We start from the raw sequence: 14091 nt of genomic DNA on the forward strand, positions 1-14091 counted from the left end.
CCGATTTTCTCCTTAGCGCTCGAAACCAGCAGGACTTTCGCGTCCGCGGGTCCGGTCTTTATTTCTCAAGTTCCCTCCGAAAACGAACGCCTGCTTGGGTTGCCGTAGCGGCGTCAAGCGTTGCGTGCGCTGCAATAACCTTGGGAACGTAAACCAGAGCGTCGCCATTAGACCCCTTGCGAGGCAGCGACCCAGCCGGGATTTCACCCCTCGTCCGCCAAAATGGGGTGCTTGATTGTTTGTCGACAGCAATTCTCTCGGCGGTTCGATCGTCGTCATCAGCGACCTCGTGGAGCCGCATCCAAGCTTTCCGGCAGAGGCCCTCTTCGACCATCACGTCGCGGAGAGGACGTCAAAGCCCCCCGTTCAGGGGGGGTACCTGGAACGACTTCCTTTGGCGGCTGTGCAAGCCGGATTGGCCGACCATGCCGAGATCTGGCACCACCACCGTGGCACGGGAACGGCCGTCTTCCACGGCGATGACGGCATCATGCGGCGCGCCTTTCCCGTCAGCGATAGTGCCGCCCCGTTTCATTCCGAGACCATGATTGAATTCATCGAGCGACAGGGTGCCCCGCGCATTCTCTGCGTCTGGGGGCTTGGCGTTTCCGAGCCAATTCTCGAAGCCTGTGCCGACAGCATCAAGATTTACAATTCCATCGACGTGCCCGCCCTGCGCGTGCCGCCCGAGGTCAGCCGCCATTTCGACCTCGTGCTGACCGGCGCCGGGTGGCAGGGCGACGAGGTGCGGCAACGGCATCCCGATATGCCCACGCTCATCCTGCCGGTCGGTCCCGACTTCGCTTCGCCGGAGACCTTCTTTCCCATCCCCGATGTCCCGAAGATCTATGACGTCGTCTATGTGGCTGCCGCCCAGCCCTACAAGCGGCATGACGTCCTGCTCGACGCGCTGGCCCGTTCGCCCCGGCCGCTCAAGGCGCTCTGCGTCATGGGATATGGCGAGGATGGCGACCGGCTGCGCCAGGCTGCGGCCGAGCGAGGGCTGGACGTCGATTTCGTCGGCCCGCCGGGGGTGCCGCATGCCGAGGTCAACAGGCTGATCAATCAGGCCCGGGTCGGGGTCGTTTGCGGCGTCGATGACGGCGCGCCTGCGATCCTGACCGAATACATGCTGGCCGGTCTGCCAGTGGTCGCCAACGACGCCTTGCGCTGCGGGCTGCAGTACATCGAGCCCGAGACCGGGATCGCCGCGCCCGCCGACCGCTTCGAGGTCGCCATTCTCGAAGCGCTTGAGCGCACAGACTTCAACCCACGCCAGACCGTTCTCGATCGCTGGGCGTGGCCCCATTCCATTTCCAAGCTTGCCGCCCGGATCCGCTCGCTCGAAGCGATCCGTGCCGAGCGCCATCCCCTTTCCGAGCTTGCGTGAGGCCTCCATGAACCAGCAAATTCTCAAGAGCTTCGCCAACAGCAATATCCAGGCGCCGCTGATCTGCTTTTCGCATCTGCGCTGGGACTTCGTCCTGCAGCGGCCGCAGCATCTGATGAACCGGTTCGGCCGGAGCCGGCAGGTCTATTTCTTCGAGGAATACATCCCGACCGAGCATCACTCGCCCTATCTCGAAACCCATCCCTATGAAGGCACCAACATAGTGTCGATCCGACCGCGCCTGCCGCGCGACTGGGACGAGCCCCGGCGCGAGGCGGGACTGCGGCAGCTGCTGGACCTGATGCTGCGGCTCAATGGCATCATCAAACCGATCCTCTGGTTTTACAGCCCGTCCATGTTCAGCTTTGCCCGGCATGTGGACGCGTCGGCGGTTGTCTATGACTGCATGGACGAGCTTGCCAATTTCCGCTTTGCGCCGCCCCGGCTCAAGGAACTGGAAGCGGAGCTCATGGAGAATTCCGACCTGGTCCTGACGGGCGGCTCCAGCCTGTTTTCAACCCGGCGGAACCGGCACGACAACATCCATCTGTTTCCCTCGGGCGTCGAGATCGAGCACTTCGCCACGGCGCGCAGCGACGTCCAACCCGCCGCGGACATGGCGGCGCTTCCGGGCAAAAAGCTTGGCTTCTACGGCGTCATCGACGAGCGTATCGACTTGCCCTTGCTGGCAGAACTCGCCCGATCGCATCCGGAATGGTCGATCGTCATGGTCGGACCGCTCGCCAAGATCGGCCACCACGAACTGCCGAGCGCGCCCAACCTGCATTTCATGGGCCCGCGCGCCTATGGCGACCTGCCGGCCTGCCTCGCGGCCTGGGACGTGGCGCTGATGCCGTTCGCCATCAACGAGGCGACGCGGTTCATCAGCCCGACCAAGACGCCGGAATATCTGGCGGCCGGACTTCCGGTCGTCTCCACGCCGATCGTCGATGTCGTCGCCACCTATGGCGATAATCCGGAAGCCGTGCGCATCGCCGACACGCCTGCCGCCTTCATCGCGGCGTGCGAGGCCGCGCTGGCGGCAGATCCCGCGACGTTCCTGCCGGAAATCGACCCCAAGCTCGCGACCATGAGTTGGGACGGCACGTTCCGCCGCATATCGGCGCTGGTCGACCAGGCGATCAGCGCCAGGCTGATGCCGCCTCCCGCCCCGGCCGTACGCCGCTACGCGCAGGGTGGCGCGTATGACTACCTCATCGTCGGCGCAGGCTTTGCCGGCAGCGTCCTGGCCGAACGGCTGGCTGCGGACTCTGGCAAGCGGGTGTTGGTCTGCGATCGCCGCCCGCATGTCGGCGGCAACGCCTATGACCACCATGACGCCGCCGGCATCTTGGTCCACAAATACGGCCCGCACATCTTCCATACCAACAGCGACGACATCGTCGCGTACCTATCGCGCTTCACGGCGTGGCGGCCTTACCAGCATCGCGTGCTGGCCTCGGTCGGCGAGCGCCTGATGCCCATGCCGATCAACCGGACGACGCTTAACGCGCTCTATCAGCTGAACCTGCGCACCGACGCGGAAACCGAGGAATTCCTCCGCTCCCGGGCGGAGCCACAGGAAATGATCCGCAGCGCCCGCGACGTCGTCATCAATCAGGTTGGCAGCGAACTATACCGGACATTTTTCGAGGGCTATACCCGCAAGCAATGGGGCGTCGATCCGAGCGAGCTGGACAAGTCCGTCACCGCCCGCGTGCCGACGCGCTCCAATGCCGACGACCGGTATTTCCTCGATCAGTTCCAGGCCATGCCGCTTCATGGCTACACCGCGATGTTCGAGAACATGCTCGATCACGACAATATCGAGCTGGCTCTGGGCGTGGACTACCGGGATCTGCGCGCCGACGGACTGGCGAAACGGATCATCTATACCGGCCCGATCGACGAATATTTCGATCATCGCTTCGGCGCCTTGCCCTACCGCAGTCTGCGCTTCCAGCACGAAACCTTGGCGCAGCGGCGCTTCCAGCCTGTCGCCGTGGTCAACTATCCCGATCCCGAAATCCCCTATACCCGCATCACGGAATACAAGCATCTGACCGGCCAGACCCACCGGCAGACCAGCATAACCTACGAATTCCCGCAGGATGCAGGCGACCCCTACTATCCAATCCCCCGGCCGGAAAATGCCGCGCTCTACAAGCAATACGAGGCGCTCTCGCGGGAGCACCCGAACGTGACCTTTGTGGGCCGCCTTGGAACCTACCGTTACTACAACATGGATCAGGTCGTGGGCCAGGCATTGGCCACCTATCGCCGGATGGGGGCCGATCTTGCCCAGACCCAGGAGGTGCCGGTTTGAAGCCGAAAATCATTCTGGCGACGGATAGCCAAGAGCCCTCCGGGGTCGGCGAACACATGCTGACCCTCGGCGCTGCCCTGGCAACCGACCATGACGTCATCCTGGCCGCCCCGGACCATGTGGCCGGTCGCCTGTTGCTCCACCGGGGCGCCGCTCTCGGATTGGGCGTCAAGGCGCTCGATCTGCAGAATCCTCCCCAAGTCCGTACCTGGCTTGCCGGATTGGGTAACGCGCTCCTGCATGTGCATGCGGGGATCGGCTGGGAAGGGCACGACCTGGCGCGGTTCGGCAAGGCGGCCGGTCTTGCCGTGCTCCGGACCGAGCATCTTCCCTATCTCTTGACCGACCCCGTCCAGCAGGCTGCCTATCGCGCCATGCTGCTCAGCACCGACGGGCGCATCGCGGTGTCGGAGGCCGTGCATGCCTCCTTCCGGGACAAAGGCGGATCGCGGCTGACGATCATCCGCAACGGCGTCGCGCCTCGTCCCGCAAGCGGCGCGCGGGAGGACACGTGCCATGCGCTGGGGCTAGGCGACGGCGACAAGATGCTGCTGAGCGTGGCGCGCCTGTCCGAGCAAAAGGGCCATTCCCTGCTGGTCGAGGCCGCGCCTGCCGTACTTGAGCGGTTCCCGCATACAAGATTCGTTCTGGTCGGCACCGGGCCGGAGGAGGCGCGGCTCGCGGAGCAGATCCTTCAGTCCGGCCTGGAGGAAAACTTCCTCTTCCTCGGCCAGCGCGACGACGTTCCCGACCTGCTGGCGGCAGCCGACCTGTTTGTCCTGCCGTCGCTGTTCGAGGGGTTGCCGCTTGCCCTGCTGGAGGCGGTCTCGGCCGGGTTGCCCGCTGTGGTGACTACGGCCGGCGGTTCCGTCGAGGTTCTGGGCAGCGATCACCCGTTCCTGGCCGAAACCGGCAGCGCGCCGGGCCTCGCCGAGGCGATCGTCGCGGCGCTCGGCGATCCCGAACGGGCCAAGGCCTCCGCCGAGGCCGCATTCCGCCGCTTCACGGACCGCTTCTCGGCCGCGCGCATGGCGGCGGAGACGGCTGCTTTTTATCAATCGATCCTGCAAAGGCGGGGCGCATGAGGTTCCAGTCCATGACCAAGACCCGCATCGGCTTCATCGGCGTCGGCGGCATCGCACGCCGCCATCTGGGCGTCCTTGAGCAGTTCGACGACGTGGAGCTGGCAGGCTTCGCCGACACCGACTTTGACCGGGCGGTCGACGCGGCTTCCCGTTACGGCGCCCGCGCCTATGCCGATCATCAGGCGCTGCTGGAGGATCCGGAGCTCGATGCCGTCTACATCTGCATTCCGCCCTTCGCGCATGGCGAGGCGGAGCGGGCGGTGATTGCCCGCGGCCTGCCCTTCTTCGTCGAAAAGCCGCTATCGCTGGATCTCGAAGTCGCCGAGGAACTGGCCGCTGCGGTCGAGCAGGCCGGCCTCGTCACCGCCGTCGGCTATCATTGGCGCTATATCGACACGGTAGAGGAAGCGCGCCGCCGGCTCGCGGACAACCCGGCCCAGCTGATCTCCGGCTATTGGCTCGACCAGACGCCCCCGCCGCCCTGGTGGTGGCGAATGGACCGCTCCGGCGGCCAGATGGTCGAGCAGACGACGCATATCATCGACCTCGCGCGGTATCTGGTGGGGGATGTCGTCCAGGTCTTCGGTCTCGCCGGCCACAGGGATCGCGACGCCTATCCGGGCCTCGACGTGCCAACGGCCAGCACGGCGAGCCTGCGCTTCGCTTCCGGCGCGATCGGCAATCTCGCCTCCACCTGCCTGCTCGAATGGGGCCATCGGGTCGGCCTTCATCTGTTCGCGGAAGGATTGGCGCTGGAGCTTACGGACCATGACATCATGATCGACGTCGGCCAGGGGCGACCCGTCCTGCACGCCGGCAGCGACCCGGTCTGGAAGGAGGATCGGGACTTCATCGACGCGGTCCGTGGCGAGACCAATCGCATCCGCTGTCCCTATGGCGAGGCGCTCAAGACCCATCGCGTTGCCCTGGCCATCAGCCAGTCCGCCCGCGAGGGCAGGGCAATCGACATTCTTCCCGGCCGATAGGGGCACCATGTCCGAACGACAGATCCGCTCCCTCGGCATTGAACGCGAGGGCCAGGCCTACACTTTCCCCTATGGCGAGGGCGACCCGCCGGAGGGGCATGTCCGGCTGCAGACGCTCTACACCGGCTTCTCGGCCGGCACCGAGCTCACCTTCATGAAGCACACAAACCCCTATTTCCATTCCCGTTGGGATGGCGACCGGGGCGTGTTCATCGAGGGCGAACCGGGCCTGCAATATCCGGTGCCCTTCCTGGGCTACATGGAAGTGGCGCGCGTCATCGAAAGCCGCACGCCCGCTTTCCGGCGTGGCCAGGTGCTGGCCACCACCTTCGGCCACAAGACAGGCCACACGGCCGATCCCGCCCGCGACGTGCTGATCCCCTTGCCGCCGGAACTTGATCCGATCCTCGGCATCTTCGTGGCCCAGATGGGCCCGATCGCCGCCAACGGCATCCTGCACGCCGATGCCGAGCAGTTCGGCACCAACGTCAGCCGGCTCGGCCAATCCCTGACTGACAAGCCGGTGCTGGTGATCGGTGGCGGCTCGGTCGGTCTGATGACGGCGATGTTCGCGCGACTGGCGGGCGCCAGCGAGGTGGTGGTTGCCGATCCGTCCGCCTTCCGTCGCGAGCGGCTGATGGCGATGGGCTTTGTGGCCATGGACGAGGAGGAGGCCTGGAAGCATGCGCGCACCCACTGGCACAGCGGGGGCGAGCGCGGCGCCGATTTCGTGTTCCAGACGCGCGCCCACGCGGGCAGCCTTCACACCGCCCTGCGCGCCTTGCGGCCGCAGGGGACCGTTATCGATCTCGCCTTCTACCAAGGCGGCGCCGATGCGCTGAGGCTTGGCGAGGAGTTTCACCACAACGGCCTCACCATCCGCTGCGCGCAGATCAACCGCGTGCCGCGTGGGCTCGCCCATTTATGGGACCGCCGGCGCCTGGCCCTGGAAACGGTGGCGCTACTGCAGGCGGAGGCGCCGGCCATCCTGCGCGAGATCATCACCCATATCGTCCCGTTCGAGGATGGGCCGGCCTTTCTGGCGGAGCTGGTCGAGAACCGTCCCGATTTCATGCAGATCGTCTTTCAGGTGGCCGAGTGAGCAGCGAACCGACCCGCATCCTGTTTGTCTTCGCCTGGCTCGTCGTGGGCGGCGAAGAGACCGAAGCCCGCTTGCTGGCGCAAAATCTGGACCCGGCGCAATACCGCATCGACGTCGTGGCCTGCTTCCACAAGCCCGGCATGCCCGACCAGACCCACGAGCAATTGCGGGAGCTGGGGGTCGATGTCGATACGGTCCCCTATGCCTTGTCCTTCGAGGACACGGTGGCCTATCTCGCCCGCAAGGTCGCCGATTACGATCTGGTCGTCTCATGCCAGAACGTGGCCGACATCTATCCTGCCCTGGAGCGCGCTCATATGCGGCCGCCACTGATCGAGCATGGCGGACTGGTGTCGGAGGCGTTGGCGGGACCGAAGCATTTCACCAATCGCTATGTCGGCGTCTGCCGCTCCATCCGGGATGCGGCGGCAAGCCGGATGCCGGGCCGCGAGCATCACGCGATCGAAATCCCGTCCATGGTTGATCTCGAAGCATTTGAGGCCGGCGACCGCATGCGAATCCGCCTGGAACTCGGGCTGGAGGAGGCGGTGCCGTTGGTCGGTTGGATCGGTCGGCTGGATAGCAAGAAGCGCGTCGAGGATTTCATCGCGGCCGCCGCCATCGTCCATCGACAAAGGCCCGATGCGCAGTTCCTGATCGTCGGCGGGCCGGACGCCTTCATGCCGGAATATGCGGACCGTCTAAAGGCCCTGGCGGTCGAGTATCAGCTGGAGGGCGTCCTTCGCTTTCTGGGAGATCGCAAGGACGTGCCGGCGATCTGCGCCGCACTCGACATCTTCACGTGGCTGTCGCGTGGCGAGGGCATGCCACACGTGATCGCCGAAGCTGGCGCGGCTGGATTGGCGATCATCGCAACGCCGGACAATGGCGCGCAGCAGCAGATTGAAGACGAGGTGTCGGGCCTGTTCGTTTCGCATGAGGACCCATCCGCGGTGGCGTCCGCCATGCTGCGTCTGCTCGACTCGCCCGCGCTGCGCCAGCGGCTCGGTTCGGCCATGCGCCGATCGGTCGAAGCGCGATACAGCGTGCAGGCCGTGCTGCCGCAATGGCGCGCCCTGTTCGATGCCGTGATGGCCGAACGTTCGCCGGCGCCGCGGCCGAGCGTCTTCCAATCCTACTGGCAGGGCGGGTTCGAGTGTTCGACGCACCGCCTTCGGTCGGGCCGCCGGCTCGACATCCTCCAGTCTAGCCAGCACGACAGGCATGCAGAAGCCGATTACCGCCAACTGGCGGCGCGCGGCATCCGCACGGTGCGCGACGGGCTCCGCTGGCACCGCATCGAATCGACGCCGGGGAAATACGACTGGTCGAGCTTCGATCCCATGCTCGCCGCCGCCCAGCGGGCCGGCACCCAGGTGATCTGGGATCTTTTCCATTATGGATGGCCGGACGACATCGACATCTGGCGACCCGAATTCGTCCATCGCTTCGAACGTTTCGCACGCGCCGCGGCGCAGCGCGTCCGGGACTATTCCGACGCCATTCCCTTCTACTGCCCGGTCAACGAGATTTCCTTCTCGGCCTGGGCGGGCGGCGACGCCGGCTATCTCAACCCCTTTGGCCAGGGGCGGGGCCACGAACTGAAAGTCCAGCTGACGCGGGCGGCGATCGTGGCCATGCATGCGATCCGCGACGTCGATCCGCGCGCGCGCTTCGTACATGCCGACCCGGCCATCAACGTGGTGACCGATCCGGGCCGGCGACACGAATTCTGGGCGGCCGAGGGGCATCGGCAGGCCCAGTACCAGGCCTGGGACATGATTGCCGGCGCGAGCTGGCCGCAACTCGGCGGGTCGCCGGACCTGCTCGATATCGTCGGGGTCAACTACTACTTCAACAACCAGTGGATCCATGGCGGCCCGCCGATCGATATCGGCCATCCGCAATATCGCTCGCTCCATCGCCTGCTGATGGAGATCCATGGCCGCTATGGCCGGCCGATCCTGCTTGCCGAGACGGGCATCGAATTCGACCGGCGTCCTGCCTGGCTGGGCTATGTGGCCGCGGAGCTGGAACTTGCCCGTGCCAAGGGCGTCCCGATGGAAGGCCTCTGCCTCTATCCGGTTCTCAACCATTTCGGCTGGGACGACGACCGTCCCTGCCAGAACGGTTTGCTGGAACAGGAATGGACGAATGGGCAACGGGGCGTATTCGAACCCCTGGCGGACGAACTCGCCCGGGTGCAGACGCTGCATGCCACCCATCTCCAGCCTCGGGTCGTCCAGGCGGACGACGAGGTGAAGGTCGCGCAGAAGCATCTGGCAGACGCTTGAGCCGGCGGCTTCGGTCAGAGCGCCCACGGAGAACTCGCGTCGCTCCGTCCTGCGCCCTGCGCTGGTCAATGCGCTTGCGCTTCCGCGCCTTCCTTGGCTATCAGCGGCCATCACCCAAAGGACGGAAAAGCATGAACAGTCTGGTTGGAAAAGTCGCCTGGATCACCGGCGCCGGCAGCGGGATCGGGCAGGCGGTCGCAACCGCCCTGGCGGGCGCGGGCTGCACGGTCGTCCTGACTGGACGACGCCAGGAAGCGCTCGAGCAGACGGCAGCGACGATTGCCGCCAAGGGCGGCACCAGCGTGGCGCGGGCGGGCGACCTCACGGATCCCGAAACGCCGGGCGCGATCGTCGCCGAAATCGAGTCTCGCTTCGGTCGGCTCGACATTCTCGTCAACAATGCCGGCGGCAATATCGTCGAGCGCGCCTGGAAGGACCTGACGCCCGGCAGCATTGACGGCCTGATCCACAGCAACCTGTCGGCCGCCTTTTACTGCGCCGCCGCGGCGATGCATCCCATGCGCAAGGCCCAGCGGGGCCAACTGATCCACATCGCTTCCTGGGCGGGCAAATTCATCCATCCGGTCAGCGGCCCCGTCTATACGGCGGCCAAGCACGCCGTGATCGCGATGAGCCAGAGCATCAACATGGAAGAATATCGCAACGGCATCCGCTCGACGGCCATCCTGCCGGCCGAGGTGGCAACCCCGATCCTGGAAAAGCGGCCGACGCCGCCGACGGCCGAGGAGCGGGCCGCGATGCTGCAGCCGGCCGATCTCGCCGAACTCGCGCTCTTCATCGTGAGCCAGCCGGCTTCGGTCTGCCTCAATGAAGTCGTGGTCAGCCCCAGGCTGAACAAGTTCTACGAGCGATAGGGTTTCGCGCGGCTCCCAAAAGGCCAGTGTCCCGAGGCGGTGAAGTCGGGACACTGGCGCGTGCCGGTCAGGCCTTGGGTGCGGCTGCGCTGCGCTTCGGCGTATCCTCGCGCTGGCCCCATTCATGCCAGGAGCCGTCATAGAGCTTCCAGTCCGGGTTGCCCGCGCGCTCGATCATGAAGCCCAGGATCGCGGCGGTGACGCCGGAACCGCAAGTGGTGATCACAGGACCGCTGACATCGACCTTCGCATCGGCAAAGACCTTGGCGGCGGTCTGCGCGTCGACAAAGGCGAAGTTGTTGGTGGGATCGAAGAATTTGGCCCAGGGCGTATTGACCGCATTGGGCATGTGGCCGCTTGCCACGCCCGGATAGCCTGAGCCTTCCGTTCCTTCGAATTCTCGATACGCTCTTCTGGCTGGAGGGCAAGACAGCGCTGGTTACCGGCGCCGGTGGCGCCATCGGCCGCGTGCTCGCGCGACGCTGCTGCTGGCCTCTTGGGCCTCCTCCTACATCACCGGCCAGGCGATCGTTGTCGACGGTGGTGTCTTGTCGGGCGCGACCTGGGTCAAGCCCTAGCGCCATACGGCGGGGCGGTCCTCCGGTGGGGTCGCCCCGCGCTCACTGCGGCGAACTGACCGCCCCCTGCGGTTTGACAATATTGGTCATCTGGCCGAGACATCGGCTATGCAAACCGTTTCCTTTGCCCCACGCATGATCCGCAAAGGCAGCCTTCAAACAGGCTGACTGCCTGGTGCTGCTACCTGCGAGAGCAAGAGCGGCGCCAGGAAAGCAACCCTCCCAACATCCAAAATCCGTGTGTCCTGGCTGAGCGATTGGCTGCGCTTTTATGCGCGCCGCTCAAAGCCGGAGGCCACTTCCATTTGGGACATGCCCCATGACCTTCAAATATACGTTCACCTTCCCCATCAGCGGCCCGAACAAGTTGCCGCGGTTCAAAGCGTGGGCTGCTGAACACGCCGCGGAGATCCCGGTCAGCCTTCCGCCCCAGGTGCCGGCCAAGAACGAGACGCTGACGGTGCGCCTGAAATCCGTCGAGGACCGGCAGACCCTGACCACCAGGCTGGCAGGCGTCGCGCTCTAGCCAACAAGGCGATGGCGGGTTCGTCCCGCCATCGCCGGCGTCCGGGGGAGGTGCGGGGTCGCGCTTCCCGGCCCGTCACATTCGCTCGACAGCGGCTTGCCGAGCGGGATGTCGGTTTCCAGTTTAGTCGCATGCGCGGCGCTGGGGGTTCGTCAGGCTGCCGATCTCGCTTGTTTGGCCCGCCGGGTACTGCCTCGCTGAATGAAGTGAGAAACAGGCACTCGTCCGTGGAGTTCCACATGGCCGGCTCGCCCTTTCGTTTCATGGATCGTGCAGACGCGGGTCGCCAGTTGGCGACGAGGCTGGCGGCCATGTCGCTCCAAAATCCCGTTGTCTACGCCCTGCCGCGCGGGGGAGTCCCCGTCGCCCTGGAAATCGCCCGAGCTCTGCGCGCGCCGCTCGACCTGATCCTCGCCAAGAAGATATCGGCGCCGATGGCGCCCGAACTGGCGCTGGGCGCGGTGGTGGAGGGGGAGCCGCCACAGATCGTCATCAACGAGAGCGTCAAGCGTGCCTCGAACGTGGACGATGCCTATATCTCGCAGGCCCGCGAACGAGCGATCCTGGAACTCGTGCGGCGCCGCGCCCGCTATCTCGGCGACCATTCGCGGATAGACCCGGAAGGACATACCGCGATTGTCGTCGATGACGGCATTGCGACGGGCGCGACGGCGCGAGCGGCCCTGATTGCTCTCAAGAACCGGGGCGCGATCCAGTCGATCTTGGCCGTTCCAGTGGCCCCCAGGGAAACGCTGGCCGAGATGGCCGAGGATGCCGACACGATCGTGTGCCTGCATCCGGCTAGCCACTTCCAGGGCGTCGGCTTCTTCTACGACGATTTCCATCAGCTCTCGGACGAGGAGACGATCGGCCTGCTGCGCCAGGCCTGGTCGGAGGGGCTGGAGGCGCCGTTGGGGCAGGGGGTTCCAACCGAGCGCCGCGAGGTGGTGATACCGCCGGTGCATCTGACGGGAGATCTTTGCGTGCCGGTCAATCCACGCGGCATCGTCCTGTTTGCGCATGGCAGCGGCTCGAGCCGAATGAGCCCGCGCAACAGGGCTGTTGCCGAGACGCTGAACGGCGCGGGCTTCGCGACCCTGCTTCTGGATCTGCTGACCTCGGCCGAAGCCCAGGACCGGCGGAACGTCTTCAATATTCCCCTGCTTGCCGAGCGATTGATCGAGGCGACACTCTGGATCGGCTCCGAGCCCGACATTGCCGATCTCCCGCTTGGCCTGTTCGGAGCCAGCACAGGGGCCGGCGCGGCGCTGCTCGCAGCAGCCGAACTCGGCGACCGGATCAGCGCGATCGTATCCCGGGGCGGCCGCCCGGATCTGGCAGGCCCGCGAATGTCGGAGGTGACCGCGCCGACGCTTCTCGTCGTTGGTGGTGCCGATCAGCAGGTACTGGATCTGAACCGCCAGGCCCTGGCCAGGCTGACATGCGAAAAGCTCCTTCGCATCGTTCCCAACGCTACTCACCTGTTCGAGGAGCCGGGCGCGCTGGAGGCGGTCACCGGCATGGCGAGCGCCTGGTTCCAGCACTATCTGCTGCCGCTGCCAGGCCCACGCCCGTCACCCGATCTGGAACAAGCGCCCCGGCGGCCCTTGGTCGAATTGCTTCGTGCCGCCGCCGAACCCTTGCCGCCCCTGGATGACCCGCTCTTTGCCGCCGCGTTTGATCGATTTGGCCGGGCGCGGATTGTCCTGCTGGGGGAATCGTCGCACGGAACCTCGGAATTCTACCGCGTCCGCGCGGCGATCACGCGTCGGCTGATCGAGCGTCACAACTTTAAGTTTGTCGCGGTCGAAGCCGATTGGCCCGACGCCGCCGCCATCGACCGTTACGTTCGCCATTACTCGCATCGTCCCACGGGCGCATCGCCCTTCACCCGATTTCCGAGCTGGATGTGGCGCAATCGGGATGTCGATGATTTCGTCGGATTCCTGCGCCAGCACAATCGGGCGCTGCCGGCGGAGGACCGCGTGGCCTTTTACGGCCTCGATCTCTACAGCATGACCGCGTCGATCGCGTCCGTGCTCGCCTATCTGGATCGTGTCGACCCCGAAGCCGCGAAGATCGCCCGAGCCCGATATTCCTGCCTGTCGCCCTGGTCGCGCGAGCCCTCCGCCTATGGCCGAGCCTCCCTGTCGGAAGGCTATGCGCTCTGCGAGGCCCCCGTGACGCGGATCCTGATCGACCTGCTTCAGAAGGAGCTCCGCTATTCGCAGCAGGATGGGCAGAGCTTCTTTGACGCCATGCAGAACGCGAGGCTTGTGGCCAATGCGGAGCGCTACTACCGCGCGATGTATTACGGCGCCCGCGAATCCTGGAATTTGCGCGATCGCTATATGTTCGAGACGCTCCAGAGCATCCTGACCCGGGCGGGGCCGCACAGCAGGGTCGTTGTCTGGGCCCACAATTCGCACATCGGCGACGCCCGCTACACGGACATGGGCACCGAGCGAGGCGAAGTGAATATCGGTCAACTCTGTCGCGAGCAGTACGGGAAGGATGCGGCGCTGATCGGCTTCGGCACCCATTCCGGCACGGTTTCCGCCGCGAGCGAATGGGATGCCCCCATGGAAGTGAAACGAGTCCTCCCCTCGCGGCCGGACAGTTTCGAGGCCATCTGCCATGAAACAGGATACGAACGCTTCCTGATAGATCTGCAGCAGGGCGATCAGGCAGCCCTAAGGGAAGGACTGAGCCAACCGGTCCTGGAACGATATATTGGCGTGATCTACCGGCCGGATACCGAACGTTGGAGCCATTACAGCTATGCCCGCCCCGCCGACCAGTATGATGCTTTCGTCTGGCTGGACGAAACCCACGCCGTGACGCCATTACCGGGCCAAGTGACGTCGGGAGAAGGCGAAACCTATCCGTTTGGATTGTGAGTTTGCAGTTTTAGAGCTCGATTCCGATA

General features: G+C 65.3%; 8 protein-coding genes and 1 pseudogene. 8 read left to right on the forward strand and 1 reads right to left on the reverse strand.

Annotated features, from left to right (window positions below):
* The first annotated feature begins 403 nt into the window (after positions 1-403).
* The 5 genes and pseudogenes from ABIE08_RS19835 (at position 404) to ABIE08_RS19855 (ending at position 10058) form a co-directional block, all read left to right on the forward strand.
* On the forward strand, positions 404-1390 hold the full coding sequence (locus ABIE08_RS19835) for a glycosyltransferase (protein ID WP_354553623.1): 987 nt from the start codon (positions 404-406) through the stop codon (positions 1388-1390).
* A 115-nt stretch (positions 1391-1505) separates the two neighbouring features.
* Positions 1506-3716 carry a UDP-galactopyranose mutase gene (gene glf / locus ABIE08_RS19840; protein WP_354553624.1) on the forward strand — a complete coding sequence of 737 codons (2211 nt, stop codon included), beginning with the start codon at positions 1506-1508 and terminating at the stop codon, positions 3714-3716.
* A 56-nt stretch (positions 3717-3772) separates the two neighbouring features.
* A pseudogene (locus ABIE08_RS19845) lies at positions 3773-6889 on the forward strand (glycosyltransferase).
* The gene (locus tag ABIE08_RS19850) at positions 6886-9183 is read left to right on the forward strand and encodes a glycosyltransferase (RefSeq protein ID WP_354553561.1); all 2298 of its coding nucleotides are present in this window, start codon (positions 6886-6888) and stop codon (positions 9181-9183) included. The pseudogene ABIE08_RS19845 and the gene ABIE08_RS19850 overlap by 4 nt, the downstream one beginning before the upstream one ends.
* 131 nt (positions 9184-9314) lie before the next feature.
* Positions 9315-10058, forward strand: coding sequence for an SDR family oxidoreductase (locus ABIE08_RS19855; RefSeq protein ID WP_354553562.1), 744 nt, complete (start codon positions 9315-9317; stop codon positions 10056-10058).
* A 67-nt stretch (positions 10059-10125) separates the two neighbouring features.
* On the opposite strand, the gene ABIE08_RS19860 is transcribed toward ABIE08_RS19855, so the two are convergent.
* On the reverse strand, positions 10126-10422 hold the full coding sequence (locus ABIE08_RS19860) for a sulfurtransferase (RefSeq protein ID WP_354553563.1): 297 nt from the start codon (positions 10420-10422) through the stop codon (positions 10126-10128).
* 49 nt (positions 10423-10471) lie between these two features.
* Here ABIE08_RS19860 and ABIE08_RS23615 point away from each other — a divergent pair, with 49 nt between their 5' ends.
* From ABIE08_RS23615 to ABIE08_RS19870, 3 genes are all read left to right on the forward strand, one after another.
* Positions 10472-10636 carry an SDR family oxidoreductase gene (locus ABIE08_RS23615; protein WP_436409587.1) on the forward strand — a complete coding sequence of 55 codons (165 nt, stop codon included), beginning with the start codon at positions 10472-10474 and terminating at the stop codon, positions 10634-10636.
* A 319-nt stretch (positions 10637-10955) separates the two neighbouring features.
* Positions 10956-11162, forward strand: coding sequence for a hypothetical protein (locus tag ABIE08_RS19865; RefSeq protein WP_354553564.1), 207 nt, complete (start codon positions 10956-10958; stop codon positions 11160-11162).
* Positions 11163-11401: 239 nt separating this feature from the next.
* Positions 11402-14062, forward strand: coding sequence for an erythromycin esterase family protein (locus ABIE08_RS19870; RefSeq protein ID WP_354553565.1), 2661 nt, complete (start codon positions 11402-11404; stop codon positions 14060-14062).
* Positions 14063-14091: the final 29 nt, after the last annotated feature.

This window comes from Kaistia defluvii, from assembly GCF_040548815.1.
GTDB classification, from domain to species: Bacteria; Pseudomonadota; Alphaproteobacteria; order Rhizobiales; family Kaistiaceae; genus Kaistia; species Kaistia defluvii_A.

Coding starts and splice junctions, on each gene's coding strand:
- glf (WP_354553624.1), top strand. CDS start 1,506: ATGAACCGGTTCGGCCGGAGCCGGCAGGTCTATTTCTTCGAGGAATAC.
- ABIE08_RS19855 (WP_354553562.1), top strand. CDS start 9,315: ATGAACAGTCTGGTTGGAAAAGTCGCCTGGATCACCGGCGCCGGCAGC.
- ABIE08_RS19865 (WP_354553564.1), top strand. CDS start 10,956: ATGACCTTCAAATATACGTTCACCTTCCCCATCAGCGGCCCGAACAAG.
- ABIE08_RS19870 (WP_354553565.1), top strand. CDS start 11,402: ATGGCCGGCTCGCCCTTTCGTTTCATGGATCGTGCAGACGCGGGTCGC.